20 protein-coding genes are annotated in these 15563 nt (G+C 73.7%); 11 read left to right on the forward strand and 9 right to left on the reverse strand.

What is annotated here, in order from left to right; genetic code table 11:
* From ACW62_RS05755 to ACW62_RS05765, 3 genes are all read left to right on the forward strand, one after another.
* A partial coding sequence (locus ACW62_RS05755) for a DeoR/GlpR transcriptional regulator (protein WP_169791998.1) occupies positions 1–286 on the forward strand: 286 nt, incomplete at its 5' end.
* Positions 287–301: 15 nt separating this feature from the next.
* Positions 302–1756 carry an FGGY-family carbohydrate kinase gene (locus ACW62_RS05760; protein ID WP_053203150.1) on the forward strand — a complete coding sequence of 485 codons (1455 nt, stop codon included), beginning with the start codon at positions 302–304 and terminating at the stop codon, positions 1754–1756.
* A complete protein-coding gene (locus ACW62_RS05765; protein WP_053203151.1) occupies positions 1753–2787 on the forward strand; it encodes a 2-hydroxyacid dehydrogenase in 1035 nt (344 codons plus the stop codon). Before ACW62_RS05760 ends, ACW62_RS05765 begins: the two co-directional genes overlap by 4 nt.
* Before the next feature lie 40 nt (positions 2788–2827).
* Here ACW62_RS05765 and ACW62_RS05770 read toward each other — a convergent pair whose 3' ends face one another.
* A complete protein-coding gene (locus tag ACW62_RS05770) occupies positions 2828–3094 on the reverse strand; it encodes a helix-turn-helix domain-containing protein (RefSeq protein ID WP_053203152.1) in 267 nt (88 codons plus the stop codon).
* Entirely contained in the window at positions 3084–3551 is a 468-nt protein-coding gene (locus ACW62_RS05775; protein ID WP_053203153.1) for a type II toxin-antitoxin system RelE/ParE family toxin, read from the reverse strand. Before ACW62_RS05775 ends, ACW62_RS05770 begins: the two co-directional genes overlap by 11 nt.
* A 79-nt stretch (positions 3552–3630) precedes the next feature.
* On the opposite strand from ACW62_RS05775, the gene ACW62_RS05780 reads away from it, so the two are divergent.
* Entirely contained in the window at positions 3631–4332 is a 702-nt protein-coding gene (locus ACW62_RS05780) for a DNA alkylation repair protein (protein WP_053203154.1), read from the forward strand.
* Positions 4333–4335: 3 nt separating this feature from the next.
* On the opposite strand, the gene ACW62_RS05785 is transcribed toward ACW62_RS05780, so the two are convergent.
* Entirely contained in the window at positions 4336–5178 is an 843-nt protein-coding gene (locus ACW62_RS05785) for a phosphoribosylaminoimidazolesuccinocarboxamide synthase (protein ID WP_053203155.1), read from the reverse strand.
* A gap of 81 nt (positions 5179–5259) precedes the next feature.
* Between ACW62_RS05785 and ACW62_RS05790 the strand changes: the two genes are divergently transcribed.
* From ACW62_RS05790 to ACW62_RS05800, 3 genes are read left to right on the forward strand one after another with little or no spacing between them, the layout of a single operon-like run.
* Positions 5260–5835 carry an RNA polymerase sigma factor gene (locus ACW62_RS05790; RefSeq protein WP_083459433.1) on the forward strand — a complete coding sequence of 192 codons (576 nt, stop codon included), beginning with the start codon at positions 5260–5262 and terminating at the stop codon, positions 5833–5835.
* Complete coding sequence (locus ACW62_RS05795; protein ID WP_053203156.1) at positions 5828–6664, forward strand: hypothetical protein; 837 nt, start codon at positions 5828–5830, stop codon at positions 6662–6664. The genes ACW62_RS05790 and ACW62_RS05795 overlap by 8 nt, the downstream gene beginning before the upstream one ends.
* 49 nt (positions 6665–6713) lie before the next feature.
* Positions 6714–7484: a hypothetical protein gene (locus ACW62_RS05800; protein ID WP_053203157.1), complete on the forward strand. Its 771-nt coding sequence runs from the start codon at positions 6714–6716 to the stop codon at positions 7482–7484.
* Positions 7485–7551: 67 nt separating this feature from the next.
* On the opposite strand, the gene ACW62_RS05805 is transcribed toward ACW62_RS05800, so the two are convergent.
* The 3 genes from ACW62_RS05805 to ACW62_RS05815 all read right to left on the reverse strand — a co-directional run bounded on the left by ACW62_RS05805 (position 7552) and on the right by ACW62_RS05815 (position 9708).
* Positions 7552–8841, reverse strand: coding sequence for an RNA polymerase sigma factor (locus ACW62_RS05805; RefSeq protein WP_157574513.1), 1290 nt, complete (start codon positions 8839–8841; stop codon positions 7552–7554).
* A complete protein-coding gene (locus ACW62_RS33810) occupies positions 8838–9191 on the reverse strand; it encodes a YciI family protein (RefSeq protein ID WP_053203159.1) in 354 nt (117 codons plus the stop codon). Before ACW62_RS33810 ends, ACW62_RS05805 begins: the two co-directional genes overlap by 4 nt.
* A 121-nt stretch (positions 9192–9312) precedes the next feature.
* Positions 9313–9708 carry a cupin domain-containing protein gene (locus ACW62_RS05815; protein ID WP_053203160.1) on the reverse strand — a complete coding sequence of 132 codons (396 nt, stop codon included), beginning with the start codon at positions 9706–9708 and terminating at the stop codon, positions 9313–9315.
* Positions 9709–9806: 98 nt separating this feature from the next.
* On the opposite strand from ACW62_RS05815, the gene ACW62_RS05820 reads away from it, so the two are divergent.
* The 3 genes from ACW62_RS05820 (at position 9807) to ACW62_RS05830 (ending at position 12872) form a co-directional block, all read left to right on the forward strand.
* Positions 9807–10409: a TetR/AcrR family transcriptional regulator gene (locus ACW62_RS05820; protein ID WP_053203161.1), complete on the forward strand. Its 603-nt coding sequence runs from the start codon at positions 9807–9809 to the stop codon at positions 10407–10409.
* Between the two features lie 185 nt (positions 10410–10594).
* A complete protein-coding gene (locus ACW62_RS05825) occupies positions 10595–12211 on the forward strand; it encodes a flavin monoamine oxidase family protein (protein WP_053203162.1) in 1617 nt (538 codons plus the stop codon).
* 13 nt (positions 12212–12224) lie between these two features.
* On the forward strand, positions 12225–12872 hold the full coding sequence (locus tag ACW62_RS05830; RefSeq protein WP_053203163.1) for a Rid family hydrolase: 648 nt from the start codon (positions 12225–12227) through the stop codon (positions 12870–12872).
* Here ACW62_RS05830 and ACW62_RS05835 read toward each other — a convergent pair.
* Positions 12869–13975 carry a PP2C family protein-serine/threonine phosphatase gene (locus tag ACW62_RS05835; protein ID WP_053203164.1) on the reverse strand — a complete coding sequence of 369 codons (1107 nt, stop codon included), beginning with the start codon at positions 13973–13975 and terminating at the stop codon, positions 12869–12871. The genes ACW62_RS05830 and ACW62_RS05835 overlap by 4 nt on opposite strands.
* A 65-nt stretch (positions 13976–14040) precedes the next feature.
* Positions 14041–14844 carry an Fpg/Nei family DNA glycosylase gene (locus tag ACW62_RS05840; RefSeq protein ID WP_053203165.1) on the reverse strand — a complete coding sequence of 268 codons (804 nt, stop codon included), beginning with the start codon at positions 14842–14844 and terminating at the stop codon, positions 14041–14043.
* 14 nt (positions 14845–14858) lie between these two features.
* Between ACW62_RS05840 and ACW62_RS05845 the strand changes: the two genes are divergently transcribed.
* A complete protein-coding gene (locus tag ACW62_RS05845) occupies positions 14859–15137 on the forward strand; it encodes a hypothetical protein (RefSeq protein WP_053203166.1) in 279 nt (92 codons plus the stop codon).
* Here ACW62_RS05845 and ACW62_RS05850 read toward each other — a convergent pair.
* Positions 15082–15561: a ribose-5-phosphate isomerase gene (locus ACW62_RS05850; protein ID WP_053203167.1), complete on the reverse strand. Its 480-nt coding sequence runs from the start codon at positions 15559–15561 to the stop codon at positions 15082–15084. The two genes, ACW62_RS05845 and ACW62_RS05850, sit on opposite strands and share 56 nt — an antisense overlap.
* Between the last annotated feature and the right edge of the window lie 2 nt (positions 15562–15563).

The raw sequence follows: 15563 nt of genomic DNA on the forward strand, positions 1-15563 counted from the left end.
GCTGCGCGCCGACGTGCTGCTGACGTCGACCTCGGCGGCGTCGGGCGGGCTGACCTACCACCAGGAGCAGGAGATCGTGCTGGTCAAGCGGGCGATGATGCGCTCGGCGACCCGCAAGGTGCTGCTCATGGACCACACCAAGCTCGGCGGCACCGCGCTGCACCAGCTGGCGCCGCTCACCGACTTCGACGACGTCGTGGTCGACGACGGCACGCCCGCGGACGTCGTCCGGGCGCTGCGCGACCGCCGGGTCAACGTCCACGTAGCACCACTCGACACCCCCTGACCGCGAGGAGGCGGCATGTACATCGGCGTCGACATCGGCACCACGCTGACCAAGGCCGTCGGCTACGGCGACGACGGCACCGAGCTGTGCGTGCACAGCGTCCCGACCGAGCTGGCGCACGGCGACGGCGGCCGGGTCGAGCAGGACGCCGACGCCGTCGTCAGTTCCGTGACCAGCGTGATCCGGGCCGTCGCCGACGAGCTGCCCGGCCCGCCGGAGCTGGTCGCGCTCACCGGCCAGGGCGACGGCTGCTGGCTGTCCGACGCCGACGGCGTCCCGGTGCGGCCGGCCGCGTCCTGGCTGGACGGCCGCGCCGCCGACGTCGTCCGCCGGTGGGACCGCGACGGTACCGCCGACGCCGTCCTCGCCCGCAACGGCGGCATGATCTTCCCCGGCGCGTCGGCCGCGATCCTGGCCGCCCTCGACCGCGACGAGCCGGACGTCCTCGACCGCGCCGCGACCGCCACGCACTGCGTCGGCACCGTGTTCCGGCGGCTCACCGGCGTCCGCGCCGTCGACCTGTCCGACGCGTCGTACCCGTTCCTCGACCCGCGGACGCGGGACTGGTCCGACGACGTCCTGCGGCTCACCGGGCTGGAGCACCGGCGCGACCTGCTGCCGCCGGTCGTCGGGCCGGGCGGTCCCGCTGCCGGGCTGACGGCGGCCGCTGCGGCGACGCTCGGGCTGCCGGCCGGGACGACGGTGAGCGCCGGGCCGTACGACCTGCTGGCGTCGGCCCGCGGCAGCGGCACAGTCGAGCCCGGCGACGGCCTGCTGATCGTCGGGACGACACTGGCCTGCCAGGTCGTGACGGCGGATCCCGGACCGATCCCGCACCGCGCCGGCCTGCTGCTGGCGACCTGGCAGCCGGACCGGTGGATCCGGGCGATGCCGGCGATGGTCGGCACCGCGTCGCTGGACTGGCTGCTGCAGCTGATCGGGGCGCCGGTGTCGGCGCTGGCCGGGCTGCTGGCCGAGTCGCCGCCGGGCGCCCGCGGCGTGACGGTGCTGCCGTACTGGTCCGCGTCGGGCGAACGGGCGCCGTTCGTCGAGGCGTCCGCGCGCGGCCGGCTCGACGGCCTGCACCTGGCGACGTCGCGGGCCGACCTCGTCCGCGGCCTGTGCGAAGGGCTGGCGTACGCGGCGCGGCACTGCTTCGACGCGGCCGGGCTGACCGGGCGGCTGGCCGTCTGCGGCGGCGGCGCCCAGAGCGCGGCGTGGACGCAGCTCTTCGCCGACGTGCTCGGCCGCCCGCTGGACGTCGTCGACGTGCCGCAGGCCGGCGCGTACGGCGCGGTGCTGTCGGCGCTGGAGGCCCGCGGCGAGACGCCCGGCTGGCCGGTCCCCGCGCACACCGTCGAGCCGTCCGCCACCCACCGCGCGCACTACGACGACGGGTTCGCCGCCTACCTCGACCGGGTCGCCGCCGCGCGAGAGACCTGGTCGCACCCATCGGAAGGGAACGCATGAGCCGGATCCTGCTGGCCGGGGACCACTTCGTCCGGAACGACCTGCTGGCGGACCGGCTGCGCGCCGCCGTCGCCGGGCCGGACCTGGACGTCCGGACGCTCGAGCTGCCCTGGCCGCTCGTCCCGTTCGGCCCGGTCGCGGAGGTCGACGAAGCCTCCGACGTCGAGGAGGAACTGGCCGGCCTGGCCGGCGACGTCGAGGTGATCGTCACGCAGATGGCGCCGGTCACCGCGCGCGTGCTGGCGGCGGCGCCGTCGCTGCGGCTGGTCGTGTGCACCCGCGGCGGCCCCGTCAACGTCAACGTCGACGCGTGCACCGAGCGCGGCGTGCTGGTCTGCAACACCCCCGGCCGGAACGCCGTCGCGGCGGCCGAGCACGCGTTGACGCTGATCCTGAGCACGGTGCGGGCGATCCCGCGCATCCACGGCACCGTCGCGGCCGGCGAGTGGCGCAGCGACCTGTACGCGTACGACGAGTGCGGGCTGGAGCTGGGCGGGTCGACGGTGGGGCTGGTCGGGTACGGCGCGATCGGGTCGCGGGTCGCCCGCATGCTGCTGGCGTTCGACGCCCAGGTGCTGGTGGCCGACCCGTTCGTCGCGGCGGACTCGCTGCCCGACGGCGTCGCGCTGGTCGGCTTCGACGAGCTGCTGGCCCGCAGCGACGTCGTCAGCCTGCACGCGCGGCTGACCGCGGAGACCGCCGGGATGATCGACGCGGCCGCGCTGGCGGCCATGCGGCCGGGCGGCTACCTCGTCAACTCCGCCCGGGGCGGCCTCGTCGACTACGACGCGCTCGCGGCGGCGCTGGCCAGCGGCCACGTGGCCGGCGCCGGCTTCGACGTGTTCCCGGCCGAGCCGCCGCCCGCGGACTGGCCGCTGCTGCGGTCGGACCGGGTCGTGATGACGCCGCACCTCGCCGGCGCGACCCGCCAGACCGCGCACCGGGCCGCCGAGCTGGGCGCCGCCGCGGTGGCCGCGTTCCTGGCCGGCGACCGGCCACCCGGCCTGGTCAACCCCGCCGCGCTGGGCTGACCGGCCGGGCCCACCGGTCGCCCGGTCGCGCGGTCGCGCGTCAGCGCAGCGGGATGGCCCGGTCGCCGAACTCGGCGATCAGGCGCAGCCGGCCGCCCAGCGCGGCGACGTAGGAGTCGATGGTCGCGACTTCGGTCCGCATCAGTTTGGCGGACTCGATGTCGGACACCCGCCGCTGCCCGACGCCCATGATCTCGGCGACCTGTGCCTGCGTCTGGTGTTGCTCGCGGCGGACCTCGGCCAGCCGCCAGGCCGCCTCCTCGGCCTCACGGGCCCGGCGAGCCCTCTCGAGCCCCTCAGGCGACACGGGCCGCTTGGCTTTGGTGTCCTCCCAGCGCACCCACTTCGGCCTGCTCTCCATGGTCGTCTCCCCTCTCGGCCGCCTTGGCCAGCCACTCGTCGAATCGTCGGTCGGCCAGCGGCACTGCCGTCCGGTACCACCGCGACCAGAGGCCGGCTTTGTCGCCGGCCACAAGCAAGACCGCTTGCCGGGCCGGATCGAACGCGAATAGCACGCGGACCGAGCCGGCTCGTAGCTCCTTCAGGTTCGGATGCCGGCTCCCTTCGATCGAGTCGACCGCCGGCCGACCAAGACCGGGTCCGACTCGCTCCAGCAACTCGATCGCCTCGGCTACTCGTTCGTACGCACGCTCGTCCAACCGCAGGACCCATTGCTCGACCTCATCGAGCAGACATACCTCCCACGTCACAACCTTGCCTCCGTAGAGTATCAGGGTTCTAGAACCCCTGCACTCTTGCGTCATGCGTTAGCCCGGAAGTTTGCCCGCCACGGCCGCAGCGGCGGCGCAGCGGTTGCCCGGTGGTCAATCGGTACGATGCGGCATGGCCGACCTCGACGCCGGGGAGTTCGAACGGCGACTCCGCGAGCACCAGTCCGACGACGAGCTGCGCAAGATCCAGCGCTACTTCAAGGACGGCACCAGCGGCGTCTTCCTCGGTGTGCGCATGGGAACGGTGTTCGCGCTGGCCAAGGAGTTCATCGAGCTGCCGCCGGCTGAACTGGAGCGGCTGCTGGAGTCCGACGTCCACGAACTGCGGGCCGGCGCGTTGAGCGTCATGGACAAGCAGGCCCGCCGAAAGCGCACCTCATCGGACCGGCGCCGCGAGCTGTACGAGCTCTACCTGCGCCGTCACGATCGCATCGACAACTGGGACCTCGTCGACCTCGCCGCCCCGTACGTCGTCGGCGGGTACCTGGCCGACAGGCCGCGCGACGTGCTCTACGAGCTGGCCCGCTCGCCGAACCGGTGGGAGCGGCGCACGGCGATCACCGCGACGGCGTACTTCATCAGGACCGGCGACGTCGGCCACACGTTCGCCATCGCGGAACTGCTGCTCGACGACCCCGAGGACCTCGTACACAAGGCGACCGGCGGCTGGCTGCGCGCGGCCGGCGACCACGACCGCGACCGGCTGCTCGCCTTCCTCGACCGGCACGCCGCGACGATGCCGCGGGTGATGCTCCGCTACGCCATGGAGCACCTCGAGCCGGCGCAGCGTGAGCACTACCGGTCGCTGCGCTAGGGCCTACGTCCAGGTCCGGCCGGTGATGCGCTCGTACATCTCGATGTAGACGGCGCGGGTCTTCTCGACGATCTCGTCCGGGACGGCCGGGCCGGGCGGGGTCTTGTCCCAGGTGCCGAGGTCCTGCGCCCAGTCGCGCACGACCTGCTTGTCGTAGGAGACCTGCCGGCGGCCCGGCGCCCACTGCGGCGCCGCCCAGAACCGGGACGAGTCGGGCGTGATCACCTCATCGGCAAGCAGCAGGGTGCCGTCGGGAGCCAGGCCGAACTCGACCTTCGTGTCGACGAGCAGGATGTCGCGCCGCTCCATCAGCTCCGCCGCCCGCCGGTACAGCGTCAGCGTGAGGTCGCGCAGTTGCGCCGCCATCGGCGCGCCGACCTGCGCCTCGACCTCGGCGTACGTCATCGGCTCGTCGTGGCCCAACTCGGGCGGCGTCTTCGTCGTCGGCGTGAAGATCGGTTCCGGCAGGCGGTCGCCCTCGACCAGGCCGGGCGGCAGCCGCACCCCGGACACCGCACCGGTCTCCTGGTACGACGTCCAGCCGGAACCGGCGAGGTAGCCGCGCGCGACGCACTCCACCGGGACGATCTCGACCTGACGGCAGCGGATGGCCCGGCCGCGCCACTCGTCCGGCACGTCGTCGGCGGAGATGACGTGGTTCGGGACGACGTCGGCGAGCTGGTCGAACCACCAGAGCGAGAGCGACGTCAGCACCTTCCCCTTGTCGGGGATCGGCGTCGGCAGCACGACGTCGTAGACCGAGACGCGGTCCGACGCCACGAGGATCACCTCGCCCGGCCGGTCGGAGTAGACGTCGCGGACCTTGCCCTTGTGAAGAAGCTGCACGGCGCCGTTCTAGCACAGCCGGGAACCGCGGCGGCCCGCGCGGTGTATGAACGGCAGAACGACGACGACAGGACCGAACCCATCGCCGACGAGACCGAACAGGCCGCCATCGCCCGCGTACGCGCCGGAGACTCCGACGCGTACGCCGTCCTCGTGCGCCGGCACGCCGCCGACGCGCGCCGGCTCGCGGTCATGGCGGGCGCCGGACCGGACGCGGACGACGTCGTCCAGCAAGCGTTCGTCAAGGCGTACCGCACTATCGGCACGTTCCGCGACGGCGCCCCGTTCCGGCCGTGGCTGCTGCGGATCGTGCTCAACGAGGCCCGCAACAACGCGCGGGCGGCCCGCCGGTACCGGGCGGCGGCGGACCGGTCGTTCCTGCTCGACGCGGCGGCCGCGGGCCTGGCCGTCGACGACCCGGCGGCGACGGCGCTGACGGGCGAGCGGCGGGCGGAGTTGGTGGCGGCGCTGCGGTCGTTGCCCGAGGCGCAGCGCCGGGTCGTCGTCTGCCGGTACCTGCTCGACCTGGACGAGGAGGAGACGGCGACGGTGCTCGGCTGGCCGCGCGGCACGGTGAAGTCGCGGCTGTACCGGGCGCTGCGCCGGTTGCGGACCGAGCTGGCGCCCACGCCGGCCCAGGAGGTGGAGCATGGATGACGCCCTCGACCGGGAGCTGCGCGCCCTCGGCCGCTCGCTCGGCTCGGCCCTCGACGACGACGGTCCGGCGCCGGCCGCGGTCGCGACCGCGGTGCTGGACCGTCTCCGGACGTCCCCGGCACCGGCCGGGCTCCCGCGGTGGCGGCGGGCCGCCGGCCGCGTCGCCCGGTGGCGGCGTGCCGCCGGCCGCGTCTTGCGGTGGCGACCGGGCGCGGGCCGCCGGTGGCGACCGGCCGCCGGCCGGGGCCGCCGGATCGCCGTCGCTGCCGTCGCCGTGCTGGTGGCGCTGGGCCTGACGGCGCCGGTGCGGGCCGCCGTCGGCGAATGGCTCGGGATCGGCGCGGTCGCCGTCCGGCCCGGTCCGTCGCAGCCGTCGGCGTCGGCGCCGCCGTCTGCTCCGGCAGGGCTCTCGCTGGACGCCGCGGCGCAGCGGACCGGGCTGACGCCGGTCGTGCCGCCGGTCCTCGGCCCGCCCGACGGCGTCGAGGTGTCGGCCGACGACCGCGTGCTGTCGCTGACCTGGGGTTCCGGCGACGACACCGTCCGGCTGGACCAGGTCGCCGACCCGTTGTCGCCGGTGTACCTGAAGACGGCGGTACTCGGCTCGACGGCGGCCACGCTCACCGTCGACGGCCGGGACGCCTGGTGGTTCGGCGTGCCGCACGACCTCGTCCTGCTGGCACCGGACGGCAGCGAGCGGACCGAGTCGGCGCGCATCGCCGGCCCGACCCTCGTGTGGGTCGACGACGGCGTGACGTTCCGGCTCGAGGGCGCCGGCGACCGCGGCCGCGCCGTCGAGATCGCCGCGTCGGCACTGGGAACCGGCTGAGCCCGGCCGGTGTAGTCGAGGTAACCACCACCGACCCACCGGAGCCGTCATGCGTCTCGCCCGCCCGGCCGCCGCTCTCCTCGTCCTCGGCGCCATGCTGTTCGCCGCCGCCCCCGCCTCGGCCGGCGGGCCGACCAGCGTGCTGCTGGTGTCGCCGTCGACCGGCCGGACCGCGTCGCTGTACGCGACGAACGAGGCGTACACGACGCTGATGTCACAGCTGGGCATGGAACCGGTGGCCGCCCCCGCCCCCGGCGTCACGCCACCCGGTGTCGGCGGCGACCAGGTCGTCGTCACCTGGATGGTCCACGACATACAGCCGTGGCGGGTCGACCGCATCACCTTCGACGACGACGGCCTGCCCGAGTGGATTCACACCACCGAGGTCATGGGCGCCGGCCCGATGTCCTTCGACGACCCCGGCGTCTCGCACCAGCCGGCCGACGCGGCGGCGCTGGCGGACCTGCTGGTCGACCTCGGATTGACGGGACGGACCGGGCTGCGGCCGGCGGAGGAGGATCCGGACGCGGCGGAGGTGGAGGCCGCGGGCGCGGGCGCCTCCGGGGCCGGCTCTTCCGGGGCCGGCTCTTCCGAGGCCGGCGCGGCCGAGGCCGGCGCGGCCGAGGCCGGCGCGGCCGAGGCCGGCGCGGCCGGGAACGTGACGTCCGGCGGCACGCTCGACGCGGCGACGTGGGCGCTGCCGGCGGTGGCCGGCGGGATCGTGGTCGGCGTCCTCGGCGATCGGTGGCTGCGCCGGCGTCGCGGCGGCGAGGATGGCGGTCGTTGGGAGCTGGTCGACGCCTCCGGGCCGTCGGTCTGACGCCCCGAGGTCGCGCGGCGGCGCCCGACCGCCGTTCCACGCACGCGGTGGCACCCGACCGCGTCGGTCAGCGATCGTCGGGTGGTCCGGCGCGTGATTCGGCGGCGGCGAGGCAGCGCAGCAGGAACGCCCGTTCAGCGTCGTTCCCGCACAGCTCGATCGCGCGCCGATAGGCCACGACCGCGTCGGCCGGGCGATCGAGCCGGTCCAGCAGCCGGGCGCAGGCGGCGTGCAGTGGGTGGAACCGGTCCAGCGCGCCACCCGCCGCCAGTTCGTCCAGCAGCGCCAGCCCGGCCGCCGGGCCGTGGGCCATCGCGACGGCGACGGCGCGGTTGAGGTCGACGACCGGGGAGGGGGCGGTCGCGCGGAGGGCGTCGTACAGGCCGACGATCTGGGGCCAGTCGGTGGCGGCGGCCGTCGGGGCCTCGTCGTGGACGGCGGCGATGGCGGCCTGCAGCGCGTAGGCCCCGGGCGGCCGGTGCCGTAGCGCGTCGAGCACCAGGGCGCGGCCCTCGGCGACCTCGGCGGGATCCCAGCGGGACCGGTCCTGGTCGTCGAGCAGCACGAGGTCACCGGCGTCGTCGACCCGGGCATCTCGGCGGGCGTCGACCAGCAGGAGCAGCGCCAGCAGCCCGGTGACCTCCGGTTCGGCCGGGAGCAGCCGGTGCAGGATGCGGGCCAGCCGGATCGCCTCGTCGGCCAGTTCGGGCCGCAGCAGCGCGGCGCCGTTGCTGGCCGCGTACGCCTCGGTGAACACGACGTACACGACGCTGAGCACGGCGGGCAGCCGCCCGGGCAGCTCCGTCGCCGACGGCACGCGGTACGGGATGCCGGCCGCGCCGATCTTCTGCTTCGCCCGCACCAGCCGCTGCGCCATCGTCCCCTCGGGCACCAGGAACGCCCGCGCCACCTGCGCCGTCGACAGCCCGGCCAGGTAGCGCAGCGTCAACGCGACCCGGGCGTCGGCGGCCAGCGCGGGATGGCAGCAGGTGAAGAACAGCCGCAGCCGGTCGTCGCCGATGACGTCGGGCCCGCCGTCGTCGGCCGGCTCCGTCAGCCGGGTCAACTCGTCGCGCTCGGCCTCGACCTTCAGCACCGCCAGCTTGGCCGCGTAGTTCTGCCGCCGCCGCAGGATGTCGACCGCTCGCCGTCGCGCCGTCGTCAGCAACCACGCACCCGGCCGCTCCGGCACGCCGTCGACCGGCCAGCGCTCGACCGCCGCCGCGATGGCGTCGGCCGCGACCTCCTCGGCCAGGTCGAAGTCGCCGACCCAGCGGACGAGCGTGGCGAGCAGCCGGCCCCACTCCTCGCGGAAGACCGCCTCGGCGGGGTCGGCCGCCCACCCGTTCACCGTCAGCCCTGATCGAACACCGTGATCGGGCGGATCTCCATGGAGCCGTACCGCGCGCCGGGGCACTTGGCGGCCCAGTCGAGCGCGGTGTCGAGGTCGGGCACGTCGACCAGGTAGTAGCCGCCGAGCACCTCGCGGGTCTCCGCGAACGGCCCGTCGGTGACCACCCGCTCGCCGTCCTTCAGCCGCAGCGTGGTGGCGGTCGCCGTCGGCTGGAGCGCGTTGCCGTCGACATAGACGCCGGACTTGCGGATGGCCTCGTCGTACGCGAACCACTCGGCCATCTCGGCGTCCATCTGACTCTGGGCCGATGCCTCGGTGGCCGGCTCGCTGTAGATCAGCAGCAGGTACTGCATCACTCGGTCCCCCTTCGCGGGTCGTCGCGGGCGGCCCGGTGCCGCCCTTACCATGACGACGAACGGCGACTGCCTTCATATACAACACCTCCCCACCGACAACGGGAACGCCGTCGGGCCGTCAGCTCGCCGTTGGCTGGAACTCGGCCAGGCGATCGGCGTGCGGCGAGCTCTCGGTGGCCGCGAGCCAGTGCGGATGCGAGACGTAGACCACCTCGCTCTCCTCGACGGCGCGGTAGACCAGGTCGGTGCCGGCGCGTAGGTAGATCACCTCGCCGGCGGCCGCCGTGGTGACCGTGCCGCCGCTCTCGACGCTGAACCGGCCGCGGGTGACGACCAGCGCTTCGTCGTACGAGACCGTCCAGGGATTCGACTCCCCCGCGCCGTAGCGGGCGAAGCCGACGGTCATCGCGGCGTCGTGGCGCTGGTCGATCGCGTCGGCCAGCTGCAGGTTCTGATCGAGACGGCGGAACCATTCGAGGTCGTCGCCGCTGGTCGCCTTCGTCACGCCGGACATCTCGCGCTCCTTTTCTGTAGTGGTTGCTACACAATAAAGCAGTGGCGGAGGGTGGCGTCAAGTGGTTAATGTAGTGATCGACACAGAAAGGAGACTGGATGGGGCGCGGGCGACCACGCGGCTTCGACCGCGAGGTGGCACTCGACGACGCCATGCGGCTGTTCTGGACCCGCGGCTACCAGGACACGTCGATCGCCGACCTCACGGACGTGCTGGGCATCGGCTCGCCGAGCCTGTACGCGGCGTTCGGATCCAAGGCGTCGCTGTTCTGCGCGGCGGCCGACCGCTACCAGGACGGCGACGGCGGCCGGCCGGGCGTGGCGATGGCCGAGGCGCCGACCGCACGCGGCGGCGTCGAGGCGTTGCTGCGCGAGAACGTCACGCTGTTCACCCGGCGCGGCGGTCCCCGCGGCTGCCTGCTCACCCGGGCGACGCTGAGCTGCCCGCCGACCGACTCGACGGTGCTCGCGTACCTGGATCGCAGCCGGCGGGACCGGCTGACGGTGCTGCGAACGAGGCTCCGGACCGCCGCGGCCGACGGCGAACCGTTGCCGTCGGATGACGTCGACACGCTGGCGCAGTTCTACGACGCGCAGGTACAGGGGCTCGCGGTCCGGGCGCTGGAGGGGGCGAGCCGGGCGGCGCTGCTGCGGACGGTCGACCTGACGATGGCGGGGTGGGACGCGCTGGCCGCACACTGACCACGGCGCAGGATGCCGGCGCCGTGAGTGCACGGTCGAACAGCACCTGGCCGCCGGCCCGCACGCCGCGGCGCGGCAGCAGTGATCATGCGCTAACCCATCCGAAACCAGGACATAACCACCACTCCCAAGACTGCCTCTGCGCCCGGCACCCCCGCCCGGGCGGACCGACCAGGAGGCCAGTCATGACCACCACCGCCGGTACACCGCACGCCCATTCCAGGCGCAGCTTCCTCACCCGCGTCGGCGCCGTCGGCGGCGCCTCCGCGCTCTACGGCAGCATGGAGGCCCTCGGCCTGTTCGCGTCGCCCGCCGAAGCCGCTACCAGCGACTTCGCCCCGCCCAGGGCCGCCGACCTCCCCGACTCGGCCCGCAGCCGCGGCACGAAGGTGGTCATCCTCGGTGCGGGCACCGCCGGGCTTGCGGCGGCATACGAGCTGGGCAAGGCCGGCTACGACTGCACGGTCCTGGAGGCGCGCGACCGTCCCGGTGGCCGGGCCAAGACGATCCGGCGCGGCGACCGGCTGACCGACACCGACGGGGTGTCGCAGACGTGCGGGTTCGACGACGGGCTGTATTTCAACGCGGGCCCGGCGCGCATCCCGAACCACCATGTGACCCTCGACTACTGCCGGGAGCTGGGCGTCGCGATCGAGGCGCTGGTGAACGCGAACGCCGAGAGCCTCTACTACCACGAGAACACCAGCGGCACCGACTACGGCGAGCTGGCCGGCACCTCCGTCACGCACCGGCAGGCCAAGGCCGACGTGTACGGCTACATCTCCGAACTGCTCGCCCAGGCGACGAATCAAGGTGCACTCGACGAGACCCTCAGCACCGACGACGCCGAGCGAGTCATCGAGCTGGCGAACAGCCTCGGCGGGCTCACCGGCGGCAGGTACGTCGGCAACAGCCGGCGCGGCTACGTCGACGCGCCGGGGGCGGGGCACGACGCGGGCGTCGCCGGGACGCCGCCGTCGATGTCGGCGATCCTGCAGAGCCGGTTCGGGACCCGCTTCGCGTTCGAATTCGGCTTCGACCAGGCGATGATGATGTGGCAGCCGGTCGGCGGCATGGACCGCATCAGCTCCGCACTCGCCGCGGCCATCGGTGGCAAGCGCCGCATCACCTACAACGCCCCGGTCACCCAGATCCAGAACCTGCCCGACGGCGTGCGTGTCAGCTACCGCCTGAACGGCCGTACCCGGACCGTCGAAGCGGACTACTGCATCGCCACCATCCCGCCGATGGTGCTCAAGGGCATCCCGGCGAACTTCACCCAGGCGACGAAGGACGCGCTCACCGTCCCGACCGGCGCGAACACCGGCAAGATCGGCCTGCAGTACGGCCGCCGCTGGTGGGAGGAGGACGACAAGATCTTCGGCGGCATCACGGCGACGAACATGGACATCTCCGGGATCTGGTACCCGTCGTCCGGCTTCCTCGGCCGCAAGGGCGTGGTCGTCGGCTACTACTCCGGCTCCTACACCGACCTCCCGGTGGCGGGACGATCGGAGCGCGCCGTCGAACAGGGCGTGAAGATCCACGGCGACAGGTACCGCGACGAACTGGAGACGTCGATCTCGATCGCCTGGCCGAAGGAGCCGTACAGCCTCGGCGGCTGGGTGAACTGGCCCGGCGGCCGCGGCCCCGCCTACGACCAGTTGCTGCGCCCGGACGGCCGGACGTACTTCGCCGGCGACCACCTCAGCTACCTCATCGCCTGGCAGGCCGGCGCCTTCGAGTCCGCCCGCCAGGTCGTCACCGCCCTGCACGAGCGCGTCGCCGCTACCGCGGCCTGAGAGGAGACCAACCATGCGCAAGCCCACCCGCCGCCTCACCGCCGTCGCCGCCGCGTCCAGTCTCGCCACGCTCGCCATCACCGGCAGCGTCGTCGCCGTCACCGGCATCGGCGCACCCCGGCCACAGGAGGTCCGCTTCAACATCGCGGCGCCCACCCAGGCACCGGACCCGTTCATCGCCAACGGAGTCGCCGTCGGCAACCAGGTGCCGCTGTACTTCTCCAGCGGCATCGGCCCGGGCGCGCTCAACCCGGCGGCGCCGGCCGGGACGCCGGAGCGCTACATCGACCCGGCCCAGTTCCCTGGCGGCGTGCTGCCCGCCGGCGTCACCGTCACCGAGGCGCAGGGCATGAACGCGATGGCCCGCATCAGGGAGAACCTGGAGTCGCAGGGCCTCTCGCTGAGCAACGTCATCAGCATGCGGATCTACCTGGAGGCGCCGCCCGGCACCGAGCGGGCCGACTACAACGGCTGGAACCGCGCCTATCGGAAGTGGATGGCCAACGTGAACCGGGTGACCGGCGAGGTGATCCCCGCCTACACGCCGGTCGAGTTCGCCAACGACACCCGGCCGTCACGCACGAACCTCGAGGTCGACACGCTGCCGGTGGCCGGCTGGCTGGTCGAGATCGAGGTGGTCGCGGCGTACACGAAACGCTAGAACGTGCGCCACAACAGCAGCAGGGCGCGGTCGTCGGCGTCGGACGAGGCGACGGCGTTGATGAGCTTCTGAGCGCCGCCCTCGAAGCCGCGCGCCACCAGGCGCTCGGCCTCGCCCTGGAGCTTGTCGATGCCGTCCGAGAGGTCGCGCCGTGGCGCCTCGACCAGCCCGTCGGTGTAGAGCATGAGCGCGTCGCCGGGCCGCAGGCGCCCCTTGACCGGCTCGTAGTGTTTCTGCTCGTAGACGCCGAGCAGGCCACCCTCGGTGTCGAGGGTGGCCCAGCGGCCGGAGCCGGCGTGGAAGTGGATGGCGGGCGGATGGCCGGCCGAGCGGACCTCGTACTCGCCGGTGGTGAGGTCGACGACGAGATGGACGGCGGTGGCGAAGCCCTCGGGCCAGCGCTGCCGCAGCAGGTAGGCGTTGGCGGCGGGCAGGAACTGGTCGGGCGGCAGCGAGCCGAGCAGCCCGCCGAACGCGCCGGACAGCAGGAGGGCACGGGTGCCGGCGTTGTGCCCCTTGCCGGACACGTCGACGAGGGCCAGCTCGAGCATGCGGCCGTCGGTGGAGCGGGAGGCGACGGCGAAGTCGCCGGAGAAGCTGGACCGTTCGGCGGCATGGTGCTTGAGATCGATCTGCCAGCCGCGCCCCAGCGGCGGCATGCGGCCCTGGGCGGCCAGCCGGTCGCGCAGGTCGACGAGCATCGACTCGCCCATGGTGCCCTGCAGGCCGAGCCGCGCCCGCGACCGCGCCAGGCCGAGCGAGACGACGGCGGTGATGCCGACGACGACGGTGACGGCGAGGAAGGTCTGCCCGCCGCCGATGACGACCCCGCCGGCGATGAGGCAGAACGCGACGGCGCCGACCAGCCAGGCCAGCGCCCGCGGCTGCACGAACAGCCCGCCGAACAGCAGCGGCAGCACCAAGGCGATGGCCGGGACGATCGACTCCCACTGCACCATCGACAACCCGAGCAGCAGGGTGGAGGCGAGGAGGACCGCCATGACGACGGGCTCGCGGAGGAGTCGTCGCGTCAGCGCGCTGGCCGGACGCCCGCCGAAGAACGCCCCGGCAAGCCCGAGCACGCCAGCCGATCGGGTCGTCACACCAGGACCCTAGCGGCAAAGAGAGCGTGGGAGGAAGATCACACAGAATTGCCCGTCAGGGTGCGTCAATGCTGGCAGTTCGGGCACCAGAACAGGTTCCGGGCCGCCGCTCTTCCAGCCGCGACCGGCGTTCCGCAGACGAGGCACGGCTGCCCCGTCCGCCGGTAGACGTACACCTCGCCGCCATGATCGTCGACGCGCGGTGGACGGCCCATCGCCTCGGGCTCGTGCTCCGGCCGGACGGTGTCGATGCGGCCGGTCTCGACACCCCGTTCCATCAGCCCGACGAGGTCGGCCCAGATGGACCGCAGGACGGACCCCGGCACGGACGCGCCAGGACGGGCGGGGTCAAGGCCCGCCCGGAACAGCGACTCCGCGCGGTACACGTTGCCGACGCCGGCGACGACGGACTGGTCCATCAGCAGCACGCCGATCGGCGCCCGGCTGCGTCCGATCCGCTCCAGCGCCCGCCCGGGATCGTCACCGCGCAGCGGGTCCGGTCCGAGCCGGGCGGCGACGGCGTCCTTCTCGGGGTCGCCGACGACCTCGCACCGGGTCGGCCCGCGCAGGTCCGCGTGAGCGGAATCGGCGACCAGCCGCATCCGCACCGCACCCCACACGGGGCCGGCGGGCACCGCCGCGACGTCGAACTTCCCGTACAACCCGAGGTGCACGTGCACCCACCGCCGCCCGGCGAACCCGATGAACAGGTGCTTCCCGTGCGCCTCCGCCCGCACGAGCCGCACGCCGGTGACGACGGCGGCGCCGGCCGCGAACCGCCCCTGCGGACTGGACACGCCGACGACCCGCCCACCGAAGGCACGGCACAGTTCACCGGCCAGACGGTGGATCGTGTGGCCCTCGGGCACGTACCGTCCTTCCTGTGAACGATCGCGAGAAGGGTGTCCGCAAGCTCGACCAGGTCGACCGGCGCTCCCAGGTCGGCGTGTCGCGGGCCATGCGGGCCCGCGACGTGTCGCGCCCGGCTCCCGGCGACATCGAGGCCGCGCTGGAGCGCATCGGGAAGTCCCCGCTGCCGCCGCGGCCCAGCCCGAGGGCCGACCGCGAGGTCGCCGGCGGCAGCGAGTCGCAGCAGGCAAAGGGAATCAGTCGGCCGGCGCCGGCAGCGGAGGAAGCTCGCCGTCCGCCTCGTAACGGCTGAGCATGGCGATGCGGCGGGCATGCCGCTCGCTGCCGGAGAACGGGGTGTCGAGGAACGTCCGCACGAACGTCGCGATGTCGTCGAACGGGTGCATGCGGGCGCCGACGGCCAGCACGCGGGCGTCGTTGTGCTCGCGGGCCAGCCGGGCGGTCTCCTCGGACCACGCCAGCGCCGACCGGATGCCCTTGACCTTGTTCGCGGCCATCTGCTCACCGTTGCCGGAGCCCCCGATGACGATGCCCAGGCTGCCGTCGTCGGAGGCCACGCCCGCACCCGCCCGCAGGCAGAACGTCGGGTAGTCGTCCAGCTCGTCGAAGACGAACGGGCCGTGGTCGACGACCTCGTGGCCGCCGTCGCGGAGCAACTCGACAAGGCGGTTCTTGACCTCGTATCCGGCATGGTCGGAGCCGACGTGGACGCGCATGG

Origin of the sequence: Jiangella muralis, assembly GCF_001270745.1 — a bacterium.
Classification (GTDB): domain Bacteria; phylum Actinomycetota; class Actinomycetes; order Jiangellales; family Jiangellaceae; genus Jiangella; species Jiangella muralis.